Raw genomic sequence first — 15,097 nt, forward strand, 5'->3', positions numbered from 1 at the left:
TTACCCAATCGCTTTTATGAAAAACGCCTTCTTAACGCCCGATAAAGAAAAGAACTACCAAAGCTACATGGTTTATGTATTGACCATTATCTGGTCTATGGTAACCGGAATAGTTGTTTCTGTAGGGTTCTTTTATTTTCCTCAATTGTGGTTGCGGTGGATGATATTATTGAGTATTGCCCTTTTTATAGCAGCCTTTAACCTAACCTTGAATCATTTTGGACGCATCCGGGCAGCCAGTTGGTCACTTACCGCCATGCTGTGGTTATACATTACCATTCCCTGTTACTCTGCAGGGGGAATATTTGCACCGGGCATTCTATCGCAAATGAGCGTCATACTCACCGCCGGATTTTTACTGGGCCGGAGAGGGGGGCTGGTCATCGGCTTGTTAACCATGCTTGCAGACCTTGTGCTGGCCTGGCTGGAAGTGAGTGGTCATTTGCCGGCCGCTGCAATCATACATGATCCGGTTAGCCGGTGGATCAGCGCCATCATTCCATTTGCGACCATCATGGTCTTACAATATTACGCGATCAATCACCTGCGCACCAGTTTGATCACCTTGCAGCGGGAGATCATCAAGCGGAAAGAAGCGGAAGCGATAAAGGGCGCACGGGAAAACGAACTAAAAGATTATAAATACGCCTTAGATACTTCTTCTATCGTCAGTATTTCTGCTGTGGACGGCTCTTTTACCTTTGTCAACGAGAACTTTTGCAAGGTCAGCAAATACAGCCCGGAAGAACTTATAGGTAATCAGCATAGCATGCTGTGGTCGGGTTATCACCCACCAGAGTATTTCAACGGGCTGGGAATGGCCATGCAGGAGGGGAAATCTTACCGGGGGGAATTTTGCAATAAGGCCAAAGATGGCTCCCTGTATTGGGTAGATACGACGATCGTCCCGTTTTTGAACGGGGATGGAAAGGTCTACCAGTATATGTCGATTAACCGGGATATCACATCTAAAAAAGAAGCCCTGGAGCAGCTGCGGGCCAGTGAAGAACGCTATAAATCTATTATCACCGTTTCCAATACCGGCGCCTGGGAATACGATCTCGATGCGGACCGGGTATGGTACAGTGCCCAATATTTCGCCATGCTGGGCATAAACAGACCAGATGATTTTTGGGATGAAACTATGGCCACGACCTGGATGGATCGGCTCCATCCGGAAGACCGGGAACGTTCTATAAAGACCTTTGATGAGTTTTTAAAGAGTGGCTCTCTGGAATTATATGAAAGTTTTTTTCGGATGCGCCATGAAAACGGAGATTGGGTCTGGATCTGGTCGCGTGCCCGCCGGCTTCATGACCGCGATGGCAATATCACCAATATAACCCTGGGTACCCACACCGATATTTCGGAACGCATTAAAGCCGAAGAAAAGATCAAAGAAAGCGAACAATTGGTCAGAAAGATCACCAGCCAGGTGCCTGGTAATACCTATATGTTTGAAATAGAAGAAAGCGGCAAACCGAACATCCTTTTTGTTAACCGCGGCATGGAGGAGTTCAATTATACCGCTGATCTGGAGGAGATTTCCGCGGATCCGAATAAAGTGCTGGAGGTTTGGTATGAAGGGGACCGAGCCCTTTTCCATGAAAAGATGAAAGAGGCTTATCAGTCGGAGGCAGTGATGAGCTTTCAATACCGAATTATAGTCAACGATATGATCCGGTGGCGTTGGTTGCAGGCTGCTCCTGAAAAAAACAAGGAGGGCAAGGTGATCTGGTATGGAGCTACCCGCGACATTACGGCCCTGGTTGATTACATCGCTTCGGTGGAGCAGATCTTGTTTGATATTTCGCACGTCATGCGCCGGCCTGTTTCATCGATGTTGGGTATTACTACACTCATCAGTGAAGGCGAACTTGACCACGAAGAAATGTTGCATTTAGCCCACCAGCTGCATCCGGTCGCCAAAGAAATGGATAAGTTTATGAATGAATTAAACCAGGTGTATGAGCAGAAACGACAAATAAATTCGCTTAATATCGATTTCTCTTCGCTGGTTGATAAGCGCAATTCCTTATTCAGGCCAGCAAAATAGTCTATTGCCTACCGCCGGATAGTGTTAAAGACCTGTTGCTCCTAACGAAGCAAAAAAGTGTTTCACGTTAGCTGTTTCACTCCATTTGGTCAATAAGTCAAAAAAAAAGAGTAACTAACTGTATTGTAATGTTTTAAGTGTCGTTACCTCTATTTTTTGTACTGTTGCAAAGTGTTTCACACTGCTTTGCTAAAGTATTCACTTACAGTTTTTTACCTAAAAAAAAGTGTTTCAATTGTTGCAAAGTGTCTCACAAAAAAGTGAAACACTAATCCTTTTTATTACCACCGCCAAATACAGAGAAGTGTACATAGCGTTTAGGATTTGCTTTCAGATCTATAAACAACTCGTTCATGTTGTAAGACGTTTCCTGCAGGTTTTTGTAAAGCTTGTCATCATTCAATAATAAACCTAAAGAACCTTTATTAGTGTTGATATTAGCAATAGTGGCTTGCAGATCCGCTACCGCTTTGTTGGCATTATCCAGTGTTTGTTTGATGTTGCCGTTGGCCAAATCGCCGCTAAACTTCTGGAAGTTGGCGGTTACGTTATTTAACCCGGCTGTAGTAACCTTTAAATTGCCCGATATAGTTTCGGCGTTAGCCAGGATACCGTTGATATGCCCGGTTTGTGTGCCTACCAGGGCATCTATTTTTTTGGTCGTACTTTCCAGCGTTTGCAGCGAATTAGCTATACTGGTAAAGCTACGGTCGACATTTCGCTGAAAGTTTGGATTTAAGATCTTATTAATAGATGCAAGCGATGAATCTAACTTAGTCATTAAGTTCTCTGCCTTGGTTTGGATAGGCTGCAGGCTTTCGGCCAGGCTACCCTGTATATCGGCACGCAGGGTATCTTTGTTTTCGGCATATTGTTTACTGTCGCCCAGCAAAAACACAATCGCTTTGCTGCCAAGCAGGTCGGTACTTACCAGTTTGGCCAGTGTATTAACGGGTACGTTATATTCGCTTTTAATTTTAAGCTCTACGGTAGTGCGTCCATCCTCGCCCAATTGCATTTTTGATATGTGCCCGATAGGGAAGCCGTTAACCAGCACCGGTTTTGAAACGGTAAGCCCGTCGACACTTTTGTAAACCGCATAAAATTTATTGGAACCTGAGAATATATCGTTGCCTCTTAAGAAGCTGTAACCTAATATTAATACCGCAATAGCTATGGTAGTAAGGGCACCTATTTTTGTCTCGTTTGATATTTTCATGTGTAGTTGTGATGTTGATCTAAGATTTACCTTATCATTCCTAAAACGGATGAAAGATAACGCTATCTTTTTTAGTTGCTTATTTTAATTGAAAATCTTACACCACTATAACCAATTACCTTACCACTTGTTCTACTTTATCTTTATAAGCCTGTATTGACCGTACGATCGTATTTACTATAGCTTCTTGTCCTTCTTCAGAATTTAAGTACTCTTCTTCCTCCGCATTATTAATGTATCCTATCTCAACCAGCACAGAAGGCATAGCGGCATGGCAAAGCACATACAGGCTTTGTTCTCGTATCCCTTCCAGCCGCCGGCCATCGGTATCAACAAATTGGTTAGCCAGGATATTTGCCATAGTTATGCTTCGCACCCTAAACTTCCGGTTGTATTCGTTGGTTAATATGATGGTCTCCGGATCGTTGGGATCAACGCCGCCATTTTCTATATCTTCCTCTAAGGTGTTTGATTTGATTTCGTTTTGCTGCTCGCGGGTTCGCTTTAAAGCATAAATTAACATTAAAACTCCTTTACCCGATCTGTCTGCAACCCTTACGGTTTTATAAACACCCCTGCCTCTTTTAGTGCCCACTCTTTCGCGTATAGTCCTTTCAGGAAGCGAGTTGCAATGAATGGATATAAACAGGTTGCCTTTGCTTTCATTGGCAATTTCGGCTCGCCGTTCAAATGATACGTCTTCTGGTGTTTTGCGTGTAAGTATGGCGTTAACGCCAACTATATTTTTTTCTATCGCTTTTTGCAATTTAAGTGCTACGGCAAGCGTTACTTGTCTTTCGGTAGAGAAAGTGCCGTCGGCACCACGCGAGAAATGCCCCGGACCGGTGGTTTTATCGCCGTGCCCGGCATCAACAATGACAGTTTTAAACTTAAAGCCGTTATTTACAACAGTATCAGTTGGTACCGAAGGGATTATTGTAAAGGAAAATAACGAAAAGCAAACGGGTAATGCCAATAAACCAAAAATCAATCTTTTCAATGCCTTATTTTTCATTATTTTTGAACGCTGTTAACTATATCTGCAAAAATACTATTCATAATCAATTTTGAAATTTACCAACTTAATTTTTCTATTTGCACTTATTTTAATGGTTAACATAATAGCTTATGCTAACAATAGCAGGGCTGTTATAAAAAGGTCAGTTGCAGATACAATAATTAAGCTTGATTCTAACCGGAGACTTCCTAAGCCCACTAAAGATAGAAATTCTAACTCAACTTCTGCTATAAAAAACGCTGGCAGCGGTAAGCTTATTGCATCTGATACTTCAAAAAAGAAATCGGATATGAATACCGAGATCAAAGATATTGCCGACTCAAGTTATAATGATGTTAAAACGGGTATCAGTTACCGTATTGGTAATGCCCGGGTAACTTATGGCGATTTTGAGCTTGATGCCGAGTATATAAGGATCGACAGAAAAAAACATCTCATCTTCGCAAGCGGGCTCCGCGATAAGAAAACCGGCAGGTACATAGGCCGCCCTATCTCTAAACAAGGTAAGGATGAGCCGATAACGTCCGATTCGCTGCTGTTTAATTATGAAACCAAACGGGGCAATACCTGGAATATCTATACACAACAGGATGGTAACTATATCTCGCACGGGCAAGCCAAAAAGCTGAACGAGGAGGAGGTTGCCTTGGCCAACGTTATTTTCAGCGCCTGCGATAAGCCATCAAGAGGCGAGGACCCGGATTACGGTATTGTTATTACAAAAGGTATCGGCGAGCCGAAAAGAATAATTTCGGGCCCGGCTTATTTAATGATAGAGGGCATACCATTACCTATTGGCGTGCCGTTTGGCTTTTTCCCTAAAACGGATACCAGGTCATCAGGTGTAATTATACCCACTTTTGGCGAGGACGCGACCTTGGGTTTTTTCCTGCGGGATTTTGGTTACTATATAGGCATAAATGATTATATGGACCTGACAAACCTGGGTACGTATTACTCAAACGGATCGTACGAGGTAAGCAGTTCAATGAATTACATGAAAAGGTATAAGTATAATGGCAACGTAGCGTTAAGCTATGGTTCGCACAATTATGCCTTACCCGGCGACCCGCCCGCGCGCGACTTCCATATTAACTGGCAGCATAGCCAAAATCCAAATGCAAGCCCGGGCAGTACTTTTAGCGCCTCTGTAAATGCAGGTACCTCAAGCTTTTACAGGAACAATCCGGCTTCAACCGGGTATAATTTGCAGCAGCTTACGCAAAATGCCCTGCGTTCAAGTATATCTTATTCAAAAACCTGGCCGGGATCGCCATTTAACTTAACCACCAGCCTTTCGCATAGCCAGGACCTTACACAAAAAACGGTATCGCTTGAATTGCCAAACGTTAACTTTAGTATGGCCAGTATAAACCCTTTCGACAAAAAAGACAGGGTCGACGAGCAAAAATGGTATCAGAAAATAACCGTGGCTTATACCATGACGGCCACCAACCGGATAAATAATTTGCCCGAGTCTGAGCTTTTCAAGAAAGAAACATTAACCAAGAAAATGCAAAACGGTATCCAGCATAGCATACCGGTAGGATTGAATTTTAACCTTCTTAAATACTTTCAGTTTAATGTAAATACAAATTATACAGAGCGTTGGTATTTCCAATCAATAAACGAGCATTTTGCCAGGGCCGACTCATTGGTAATTGACACCATACCAGGCTTTAAACGGGTGGGTAATTATAATATGAGTGCCGGCATATCAACCAAAGTATATGGTATACTAAACTTTAAAAATAGTAAAATTAAAGCCATCCGTCACGTTATTACACCCAGTGTAGGGTTTAGCTATTCGCCGGATTACTCGGGCCTTGACAGGCCTTATAACAGGCTGATTGTAAGTAATGCCACTGTGCCATATCCTGTTGTTTACCAACGTTACTCTATTTATAACGGAGCGGTGTATGGCGGGCCGGGCGGCGGCAAACAGGCAGGTATAAGTTTAAGTGTCGACAATAACCTTGAGGCAAAGATCAGGGCTAAAAGTACAGATTCTGTGCAGGATGACCGGAAAATACAGTTGCTTCAAAGCTTGTCGTTTAACACATTTTACAATTTCGCGGCCGACTCATTAAACCTGTCGCCAATTGCCGTATCGGGGCATACCGGGTTGTTTCATGATAAAATAAACGTAAGCTTTAGCGCCAATTTTGACCCCTATGTTACCCAGGTACGCGATTCTATATCCAACGGGCAAATGGCAAAATACATACGGCAAATAAACAGGTATACCTGGCAGGATGGCAAAATACCTATGCTTACCAACTTCAGTCTCTCTATAGGCGGTTCATTAAATCCGGCTGCGTTTCATCCGTCGCAAAATGGTGATAATAACAATAATAATAGTACAGCAGCACGGATAAATTCTCTGGCAAACGCTACCGCGCAGCAACGGCAAAGCCTGGCCCTGCTTAACAGCGATCCAAGTGCCTATATTGATTTTAACATCCCCTGGAACCTAACGCTTAATTATAACTTTAGCTATTCAAACGCGTACATTTCAAGCCAAACTGCTAATACAATAATGTTAAGCGGCGATGTGAGCCTTACCGCTAAATGGAAAGTACAATTTAATACCAACTACGATTTAAAAGTTGGCCAGCTAAGCAGCGCTACCTCGTTTGCCATCTATCGCGACCTGCATTGCTGGGACCTGTCAATACAGTGGCTGCCGTTTGGTTACTTTAAATCATATAACGTTACATTAAGGGTAAAATCGGCTGTTTTACAGGCATTAAAATTGAGTAAAAGAAGCGATTATACCAGCAATGCCAACTTTAATCAATAACACAATGCTTGCAGAGATAATAACTATAGGCGATGAAATATTAATAGGGCAGATTGTTGATACCAATTCGGCCTGGATGGCCCAGCAGCTAAACAATGCAGGCATCCGTGTTAAGCAAATATCCTCAGTGTCTGACGATAAGCAGCATATCCTTACGGCATTGGCAGAAGCTGCCGAAAGAGCAGACCTGATTTTAATTACCGGCGGGCTTGGCCCGACAAAGGATGACATCACCAAAAATACCCTTGCCGAATATTTTGGAGTAGGTATGGTTGAAGATGAAGGCGCTTTAAACAACGTGCTCGGGATCTTCGAAAAATACAACCGGCCCATGCTTAAAATTAACCGGCTGCAGGCGCAGGTGCCGGCTAATTGCGAGGTGATTGTCAACAAAAACGGGACCGCGCCGGGTATGTGGTTTAATGTTGATGGCAAGATCTATGTATCTATGCCGGGCGTACCTTTCGAGATGATGTACATGATGGAGGAGGAGGTGATACCAAAATTAAAGGCGTCATTTAAACTGCCGTATATCGTTCATAAAACCATTTTAACAGTAGGCGAGGGCGAATCTTACCTGTCAGAACGCGTTGCTGATATTGAGGATTCATTACCTGCACACATCAAACTGGCTTATTTGCCAAAACTGGGCCAGGTACGTTTGCGTTTAAGCGGGCAGGGAGCCGATGAAGCCGCCTTAACGCAGGAGATTGATAAATACGCATCAAAACTTATTGAGCGTGTAGGCGCTTTTGTAGTTGCCGCGGAAGACATCCCGCTTGAAAAAGCCATTTTAAATTATATGGCCCAAAAGGGCTTAACCCTTTCGGTTGCCGAAAGTTGTACCGGCGGTTATATATCGCACCTGTTTACGCAGCATGCCGGTTCATCAAAAGTGTTTTTTGGCGGAGCTATATCTTATTCGTACGAACTAAAGGAAAGCATACTGGATGTTAAACACGATACGCTGCTACAATATGGTGCGGTAAGCGAAGAAACCGTTGTTGAAATGGTGGAAGGTGCGCTGCGTAATTTTAAATCAGACTTTGCTATTGCCGTAACCGGTATTGCCGGCCCAGACGGCGGAATGCCTGATAAACCTGTCGGCACCGTTTGGATAGCGGTGGCCTGCGCTCAAAAAACTGTCAGAAAGAAATTCACATTTGGCTCTAAAAGGCAGCAAAATATTGAAAGGAGTGCTACAAGCGCATTATTTATGTTGAATACTTTACTCAAGGATGTTGAGAAGTAAGCAATCTTTTATCTAATTTTGACCAAAGAACTATATTTTATTGTATGGCTAAATATCAGCTGTTGTTGCCGAAGATGGGTGAAAGTGTTGCAGAAGCAACTATAATTAAATGGCTTAAAAAACCGGGTGATTATATTGAAGCAGACGACGCAGTAATGGAAATTGCTACTGATAAAGTCGATTCTGAAGTTCCGTCACCAGTGGCAGGAAGGTTAGTTGAACAACTTTGCAAAGAGGATGAAGTTGTACAGGTAGGGGCTGTTATAGCCATTATTGAAACAGACGCACCTGAAAAAGAGGCCCCGGCGCCACAGCCTGTTGCCGCTCCGGCACCTCAACCGGTAGCCGCACCGCAACCGGCACCTGTTGCCGCGCCACAGCAAACTTATCAGCCACCAGCGCCACAACCCGTACCAAACATACCCGGTATGGAACAGCTTACACAAAGAAACGGCGCGGTACCACCATCAACAGAACTGGTAAAGAGCGAGTCAAGATTTTATTCGCCTTTAGTAAAACATATCGCCTTACAGGAAAACATCAGCGTTGCCGAGTTGGACGGTATACCGGGCAGCGGATCGGAGGGGCGTTTAACCAAGGATGACCTGTTAAATTATCTCCGCAATAGAGTAGTTACTCCACAGCCGCAAGCGGCACCTGTTGCACCAGCGGTGCCACAACAACCTGCAGCTTCACAACAACAGGCAGCACCTGCACAAGCAAAACCGGCTCAGCCCGAAGCGCCAAAACCGGCAGCGCCAAATACAGCGTCTGCCAAACCGGCAAAACCGCTGGTTGACGAAATAATTGAAATGGATAGGATGCGCCGCTTAATAGCCGACCATATGGTTATGAGCAAGCATACCTCGCCGCACGTTACCTCGTTTGTCGAGGCTGATGTAACCAGCCTGGTATTGTGGCGCGAGAAAATTAAAAACAGTTTTGAAAAACGCGAGGGCGAAAAAATTACTTTCACCCCTATATTTATCGAGGCTGTAGTAAAAGCTATAAAAGACTTCCCGATGGTTAATGTTACCGTTAATGGTACACAGATCATTAAAAAAGCCGCTATAAACATCAGCATGGCAACCGCTTTGCCAAACGGTAACCTGATAGTACCGGTTATTAAGCAGGCTGATGAGCTGAACCTGCTTGGCCTTACCAAAGCGGTTAACAGCCTTGCCGCTAAGGCCCGTACGGGTAAGCTGCAGCCTGACGACGTTAAGGACGGTACTTTCACCATAACTAACGTAGGTACATTTGGCAACGTAATGGGTACGCCTATTATTAACCAGCCACAGGTAGCTATACTGGCCGTAGGCGCTATTAAAAAGAAGCCTGCCGTTATTGAAACGCCCGAGGGTGATGTAATTGCTATAAGGCATATGATGTTCCTGTCGCTGTCCTATGACCATAGGGTGGTAGATGGCGCATTGGGTGGCTCATTTTTAAGCCGGATAGCGCATTACCTTGAAAAATGGGACGCCGATAAGGAAGTATAGATCCTTTCTAAAAATCTTCTTAACATTCCAAACAACCTTGCTCGTTTTTTAGTTTAAGCAAATAGAGGCCGCGTTGAGCTGCCCGTTACTTAAACTACAACTACCATGGAAAATTACGAAACCTTAGTGGATGCCACTAATGATTTGATGAAAAGAGGATATACTGCCAACCTAAGCCTGGAAGGCGACACCATAGACGATAAATCACAGGATATACATATGACTGCTGATGATTTCTCGATAGATGAGTTTTATCGTTTCGAGGGCCAAAGCAACCCGGCCGATATGTCGATTGTTTACGCGGTTAGTTCGCCCAAGTATAATCTAAAAGGAATTATTGTAAACGCTTACGGTACTTATGCTGATGATAGCTCATCGGCTATACAGGCAAAGCTGCATCACCACATGGTGAGTGAAAATTTGCACGGCAGCGACAGGCCATCGGCGTAAAGCCCCACCCAACCCTAAAGGGGAGGGCTTTTAAATAAAAGTCCCGCCCTTTAGGGTGAAAAATACTAATCAGTTTTTTTTAGCTGATCAAGTAATGCAGTATTAGCAAAATATAGCGATTGGTATTTGTCGAATAGTTTTCGATATGCCGGTGTTAGTGCGGGCTTATACGCTAATTCCAGGGTATAATTCATGCCGCTTTGGTAACTGGATTCAACGAACATTATGGCACCACCAAAATGCTGGGTTATGACATTACTGATAAAGGGGTAATTTTGGTCCCTCATCCCCGGATTAATAATCATCCTTGTCAACAGTAATTCCTCTTTAGAAGAATTAGCCATGAACGATATTTTCCTGTTCGCTTTTATAATAAAGCATTTTTGCCCGTTATAGATAGTGTCTTTACCTTTTATATAATCATCGATGAGATATCCATTGTTTGAAAAAAAAGGCTCTGCAGATAACCCGTATCCTAATGTTTTGGAGCTAGTTGTAAAGGTTTTAATGTTTTCACGCGTAAGTTGCGTTTCAACATTAAAACCCATTCCCATCATTTTTGACAAATCTGTAAAATAATACCACTGGAGTTTCCGGCCCGATGATGTTATTTTAGTGATCCCGGTACTTTTACTGGTTTCACTGTTTTCGAAATCTACCCTTATCGGTTCTAAAACAAAAAAATTCCTAACAAATAAGGTATCTGCTATAGTCATCTTGTATCCAGCCTTACTAAAGGTAATCTTGTATACAATAATTGCCTCCTTGTTTTTACCACCGGCGTTTGCGGCATCCTGGGAAAAGCTTTTGAGGGTAAAAGCGGTAAAGCAAATCAGTAGCGCTTTAATTTTCAACATATAATCTTGAATATAATTTATAGCCTATGAGTATGTGATCTAAAATACCCACTGCCGAAAGGTGGTGTTCCAGCCCACGCTGTTATTCTTATTTCACAAGCTATGCTAACAGAAACTTCACTACTGGCTTGCCATACGCCATAACCGGTTTTACCTGTTACTACGAGGTCGCCAATTAATAATGCACCCTCGCGAATTACACTTATATTTGCTGCCTGTATCCCAGTAAAGATATCCCCATTTACTGTGTCAAGCGCCCAAATTGTCCACAAAAAAAATTTGTTTTGCGCTACTATCCAGCTGCGAGTTTGCGCACCACCAAAAGTATCGGAAACATATTCAGTCTCATCGGGAGTTTCATTTTCCTCCATATATTCACTCATCGAGTACGAGGAAGTAGAACTTTGTGCTAAAGCAGTTAAGCTCTGAGTTGAAGTGGTAGAGGTTTGAGTTGAAGAAGTAACGCCCTGCGCAAAAGCGGTGGAAGTAGATAAGGCAATTAGAAATAAGATAACTTTTAGAGCGTTCGATGATCCCATACAGATGGGATACCGATTTTTTAAAGATTTCATGATGTAAAGTTTAAGTTAATATTTAATTAATGGTATAAATTTCCACATTAATTATGAAATTAAACTAAATTATAAAATAAAATAAAAATCAAGCAATCATAGAAAGGGATGTTGCAGATACCGCTATACAAGTGTGTACTTCAGTTTTATCCAACAGACCTAATTCGAAATCGATATTTTCAAAGTTCCTTCAACAATTTCTTTCCCCTAACCTGTATAGCCGGGCTACCATCACACATTAAAAAACTGTAGCTGGTTTGCCAGTCTCCGCTATTCAGTCAATATCGGTGGCCAGGTTAAATAACGCTTCGGTGGCAAAGCTTTCCGTAAGTCCGCGATGTAAATCCGGACTAAATTGTTGTTAGATTTGCAATCCCAGTATGGAAGCGATTGAAATCTGGATAAACAGAAAAGATCTATCAATAGAGGCGTAGCCTCGAAATATATTGTAGCCACGGGTTTCAACCCGTGGTATTGAAAAAAGAAATGTTATAAAGAACCGTAGGTTCGGCCCATATAAATATGCATCGTGCCTACGGCACTCGACAAGATGGGGGATTTGTTCACCCCGGGTTGAAACCCGGGGCTACAATATGTTTCGAGCCGATGGCTCTTAAGTCTCTTCAAAATGCGCAATTGAAAAGCCGAATCCGATATCATTTTAAAGTTCCTCAACAACTTCTTCCCCTTGCTTTGTATAACCGAGCTGCCGTTCCGCATCAAAAATTGTAATTGATTTTTCAATTCTTCGGCTATCCAATAGGAGTGTTCGAAAGATTTAATCAATAGAGGCGTAGCCTCGACCTATATTGTAGCCACGGGTTTCAACCCGTGGTAGTGAAAAAAAGAAATATTACAAAGAGCCGTAGGTTCGGTCCGTATAAATATGCGTCGTACCTACGGCACTCGACAAGATTTAAGATTTGTTCACCACGGGTTGAAACCCGGGGCTACAATATGTTTCGAGCCGATGGCTTTTAAGTCTTTCTAATAGCCATAATTTCGGATAACAAAATTTATAAATAGTTATACTAAATCCGATAACTCTTTAAAGTTCCTTTAACAATTTCTTACCCCTAACCTGTATCGCCGCGCTACCGTTCCGCATCAAAAATCGTAATTGATTTTTCAATTCGTCCTGGATCCAATCATATCGGCGGCGCAGGTTAAATAAGGCTTCGGCGGCAAAAACTTTCACAGCTATTTTTACTTTGGGGTCTATCATCCAGTCGAATAATTGCTCAACCACCGGCTCAAAATCCAGTGTTGCTACTTTATCTTTTATAATTTGAGGGGCATCAGCGTTGGTAATATGCATCACTATTTTGGCGTAATGCCTTTGCGGCCCCGGGTGCTTTACCTTATTAATACCCGATAACAGGTATTCTAATTGCGGCAAATATGTTTCGGGTTTTTGCAGGAATACGTTTTCCAGCAACCAGGTGGCCCTGAAGGCAACATCTTTATCGTGGTGAAATGTAACAGCTATCAGGTCGCGCAGATCAAATTGCTGCTCGTTCAGTATTTTAGTTAAACCCAACACTTTTACCTTGCCAATACTGGCGGTGATTTGTTTGATGAGTTCGGCTTTATCCATAATCCGCTGATTTGCTTTACAAAACGAAAATAAAAAATAACCCTGTCCTGACTGCTACAATTTATCTAAAATCATACATTTGCTCACTACTTTTATAACGACTAACATATACATGGTTAAATTCAACCGATTTACACTGGATAATGGCCTTAGGGTTATTGTTCACGAAGATAATACCACCCCAATGGCCGTAGTTAACATTTTGTATGATGTTGGCAGCCGCGATGAAAACCCGGAGCAAACCGGCTTTGCGCACTTATTTGAGCACCTTATGTTTGGCGGCTCGGTAAATATCCCCAACTATGACGGCCCATTGCAACAGGTGGGTGGCGAAAACAACGCCTTCACCAGTAACGATATTACCAACTATTATATCACGCTGCCATCGGCCAATTTAGAAACAGCCTTTTGGCTGGAGAGCGATCGGATGCTAAGCCTTGCCTTCAGCGAAGAAAGCCTCGAAGTACAGCGTAAAGTTGTTATCGAGGAGTTTAAACAGCGTTACTTGAATCAGCCTTACGGCGATGTGTGGCTGCGATTAAGGCCAATGGTTTATAAAAAGCACCCATACCTTTGGGACACCATCGGCAAAAATATCGAGCATATAGAAAATGCGAAGATAGAAGATGTAAAAGCCTTCTTTAAAAAGCATTACAACCCGCAAAACGCTATTATGGTTGTGGGCGGCGATGTAAAGCTGGAGCAGGTTAAGGAACTGGCCGAAAAATGGTTTGGACCGATTCCGGCAGGCGAAAAATATCACCGTAATTTACCGCAGGAGCCCGAGCAGCACGAAGAGCGCCGTGAAACGGTTAGCGCTAAAGTGCCGCTGAATGATGTGTACATAGCTTTACAGATGCCGGGCAGGAGGGAGCAGGAATTTTATGCGGTCGAGCTGATGTCTGATATCCTGTCACGCGGTAACTCATCGCGGATGTACCGTAACCTGGTTAAGGATAAGCAATTGTTTAGCGAGGTGCATGCTTATGTATTTGGCAGCCTGGATAAAGGCATGTTTGTGCTGGAAGGTAAGCCAACCGAAGGCGTAACTGTAGCGCAGGCAGAAGCCGCTTTATGGGCAGAGGTGGAACAATTGAAAGAACACGAAGTACCGGCCGATGAGCTAACCAAGGTGCAGAACAAAACCGAATCGACCATGATATTCTCTGAAATGTCATTGTTAGACAAAGCGATGAACCTGGCCTATTATGAGTTATTAGGTGATGCCGAGTTGCTTAATGGTGAAACCGGGAAGTTTTTAGCAGTAACACCTGCGCAGATAAAAGAAGAAGCTAATAAGCTTTTCAGAAAAGATAATTCCTCTACCCTTATATATTTAGCTGAATAGTCATTTGTCATTAGTCACTGGTCATTAGTTGTATTATTTATTAGTTTGAATGAGTAATAGATTAGAAGATTTAGAAATATATACACTGTCAGAAACATTTGCTGACGAGATATGGTTCATAGTGGCTACATGGGATTATTTTACAAAAGATACTGTAGGTAAGCAATTAACAAGAGCGGCTGATTCAATTAGCGCTAATATTGCCGAAGGGTTTGGGAGATATCATTATAAAGAAAACAAGAATTTTTGTTATTTCAGTAGGGGATCATTAATTGAAACGAAAAGCTGGATAAAGAAATCCTATACCCGTAATCTTATAACCGAAGATCAATATCAAACACTAATAAGCAAGCTTGAAACGGTACATATCAAATTAAACGCATATATAAAATTCATCGGTAAAATGTCCAATGACTAATGACC

The 15,097-nt window shown here is 42.7% G+C and carries 12 protein-coding genes; 7 read left to right on the forward strand and 5 right to left on the reverse strand.

Features of this window, described 5'->3' with window-relative positions; genetic code table 11:
- Positions 1–16: 16 nt before the first annotated feature.
- A complete protein-coding gene (locus ABIB50_RS13895; protein ID WP_429380401.1) occupies positions 17–2,056 on the forward strand; it encodes a PAS domain-containing protein in 2,040 nt (679 codons plus the stop codon).
- A 268-nt stretch (positions 2,057–2,324) separates the two neighbouring features.
- On the opposite strand, the gene ABIB50_RS13900 is transcribed toward ABIB50_RS13895, so the two are convergent.
- Together ABIB50_RS13900 and ABIB50_RS13905 are read right to left on the reverse strand one after the other, a co-directional pair.
- Positions 2,325–3,275: an MlaD family protein gene (locus ABIB50_RS13900; RefSeq protein WP_429380403.1), complete on the reverse strand. Its 951-nt coding sequence runs from the start codon at positions 3,273–3,275 to the stop codon at positions 2,325–2,327.
- A 115-nt stretch (positions 3,276–3,390) separates the two neighbouring features.
- A complete protein-coding gene (locus ABIB50_RS13905) occupies positions 3,391–4,290 on the reverse strand; it encodes an N-acetylmuramoyl-L-alanine amidase family protein (RefSeq protein ID WP_429380405.1) in 900 nt (299 codons plus the stop codon).
- Between the two features lie 94 nt (positions 4,291–4,384).
- Here ABIB50_RS13905 and ABIB50_RS13910 point away from each other — a divergent pair, with 94 nt between their 5' ends.
- The 4 genes from ABIB50_RS13910 (at position 4,385) to ABIB50_RS13925 (ending at position 10,300) form a co-directional block, all read left to right on the forward strand.
- Positions 4,385–7,096 carry a putative LPS assembly protein LptD gene (locus tag ABIB50_RS13910; RefSeq protein ID WP_429380407.1) on the forward strand — a complete coding sequence of 904 codons (2,712 nt, stop codon included), beginning with the start codon at positions 4,385–4,387 and terminating at the stop codon, positions 7,094–7,096.
- Between the two features lie 4 nt (positions 7,097–7,100).
- The gene (locus ABIB50_RS13915; RefSeq protein ID WP_429380409.1) at positions 7,101–8,348 is read left to right on the forward strand and encodes a competence/damage-inducible protein A; all 1,248 of its coding nucleotides are present in this window, start codon (positions 7,101–7,103) and stop codon (positions 8,346–8,348) included.
- Positions 8,349–8,392: 44 nt separating this feature from the next.
- A complete protein-coding gene (locus ABIB50_RS13920; protein WP_429380411.1) occupies positions 8,393–9,850 on the forward strand; it encodes a dihydrolipoamide acetyltransferase family protein in 1,458 nt (485 codons plus the stop codon).
- A 105-nt stretch (positions 9,851–9,955) separates the two neighbouring features.
- Positions 9,956–10,300 carry a phosphoribosylpyrophosphate synthetase gene (locus ABIB50_RS13925; RefSeq protein ID WP_429380413.1) on the forward strand — a complete coding sequence of 115 codons (345 nt, stop codon included), beginning with the start codon at positions 9,956–9,958 and terminating at the stop codon, positions 10,298–10,300.
- A 65-nt stretch (positions 10,301–10,365) separates the two neighbouring features.
- On the opposite strand, the gene ABIB50_RS13930 is transcribed toward ABIB50_RS13925, so the two are convergent.
- From ABIB50_RS13930 to ABIB50_RS13940, 3 genes are all read right to left on the reverse strand, one after another.
- Positions 10,366–11,157 carry a hypothetical protein gene (locus tag ABIB50_RS13930; protein WP_429380415.1) on the reverse strand — a complete coding sequence of 264 codons (792 nt, stop codon included), beginning with the start codon at positions 11,155–11,157 and terminating at the stop codon, positions 10,366–10,368.
- Between the two features lie 17 nt (positions 11,158–11,174).
- Positions 11,175–11,729, reverse strand: a complete 555-nt coding sequence (locus ABIB50_RS13935; protein ID WP_429380417.1) for a hypothetical protein — start codon at positions 11,727–11,729, stop codon at positions 11,175–11,177.
- A 1,048-nt stretch (positions 11,730–12,777) separates the two neighbouring features.
- Complete coding sequence (locus tag ABIB50_RS13940; protein WP_429380419.1) at positions 12,778–13,326, reverse strand: hypothetical protein; 549 nt, start codon at positions 13,324–13,326, stop codon at positions 12,778–12,780.
- A 112-nt stretch (positions 13,327–13,438) separates the two neighbouring features.
- On the opposite strand from ABIB50_RS13940, the gene ABIB50_RS13945 reads away from it, so the two are divergent.
- Positions 13,439–14,674 (forward strand): M16 family metallopeptidase, encoded by a 1,236-nt coding sequence (locus ABIB50_RS13945; protein WP_429380421.1) that lies wholly within the window; start codon positions 13,439–13,441, stop codon positions 14,672–14,674.
- A 49-nt stretch (positions 14,675–14,723) separates the two neighbouring features.
- Positions 14,724–15,092: a four helix bundle protein gene (locus tag ABIB50_RS13950; protein ID WP_429380423.1), complete on the forward strand. Its 369-nt coding sequence runs from the start codon at positions 14,724–14,726 to the stop codon at positions 15,090–15,092.
- Positions 15,093–15,097: the final 5 nt, after the last annotated feature.

The sequence above is a fragment of the Mucilaginibacter sp. UYCu711 genome, assembly GCF_050433825.1.
Taxonomy (GTDB): domain Bacteria; phylum Bacteroidota; class Bacteroidia; order Sphingobacteriales; family Sphingobacteriaceae; genus Mucilaginibacter.

Bases quoted from the DNA above. Each gene is read 5' to 3' on its own strand.
- ABIB50_RS13895 (WP_429380401.1), top strand. From the start codon at position 17: ATGAAAAACGCCTTCTTAACGCCCGATAAAGAAAAGAACTACCAAAGC.
- ABIB50_RS13900 (WP_429380403.1), bottom strand. From the start codon at position 3,275: ATGAAAATATCAAACGAGACAAAAATAGGTGCCCTTACTACCATAGCT.
- ABIB50_RS13905 (WP_429380405.1), bottom strand. From the start codon at position 4,290: ATGAAAAATAAGGCATTGAAAAGATTGATTTTTGGTTTATTGGCATTA.
- ABIB50_RS13910 (WP_429380407.1), top strand. From the start codon at position 4,385: ATGGTTAACATAATAGCTTATGCTAACAATAGCAGGGCTGTTATAAAA.
- ABIB50_RS13915 (WP_429380409.1), top strand. From the start codon at position 7,101: ATGCTTGCAGAGATAATAACTATAGGCGATGAAATATTAATAGGGCAG.
- ABIB50_RS13920 (WP_429380411.1), top strand. From the start codon at position 8,393: ATGGCTAAATATCAGCTGTTGTTGCCGAAGATGGGTGAAAGTGTTGCA.
- ABIB50_RS13925 (WP_429380413.1), top strand. From the start codon at position 9,956: ATGGAAAATTACGAAACCTTAGTGGATGCCACTAATGATTTGATGAAA.
- ABIB50_RS13930 (WP_429380415.1), bottom strand. From the start codon at position 11,157: ATGTTGAAAATTAAAGCGCTACTGATTTGCTTTACCGCTTTTACCCTC.
- ABIB50_RS13935 (WP_429380417.1), bottom strand. From the start codon at position 11,729: ATGAAATCTTTAAAAAATCGGTATCCCATCTGTATGGGATCATCGAAC.
- ABIB50_RS13940 (WP_429380419.1), bottom strand. From the start codon at position 13,326: ATGGATAAAGCCGAACTCATCAAACAAATCACCGCCAGTATTGGCAAG.
- ABIB50_RS13945 (WP_429380421.1), top strand. From the start codon at position 13,439: ATGGTTAAATTCAACCGATTTACACTGGATAATGGCCTTAGGGTTATT.
- ABIB50_RS13950 (WP_429380423.1), top strand. From the start codon at position 14,724: ATGAGTAATAGATTAGAAGATTTAGAAATATATACACTGTCAGAAACA.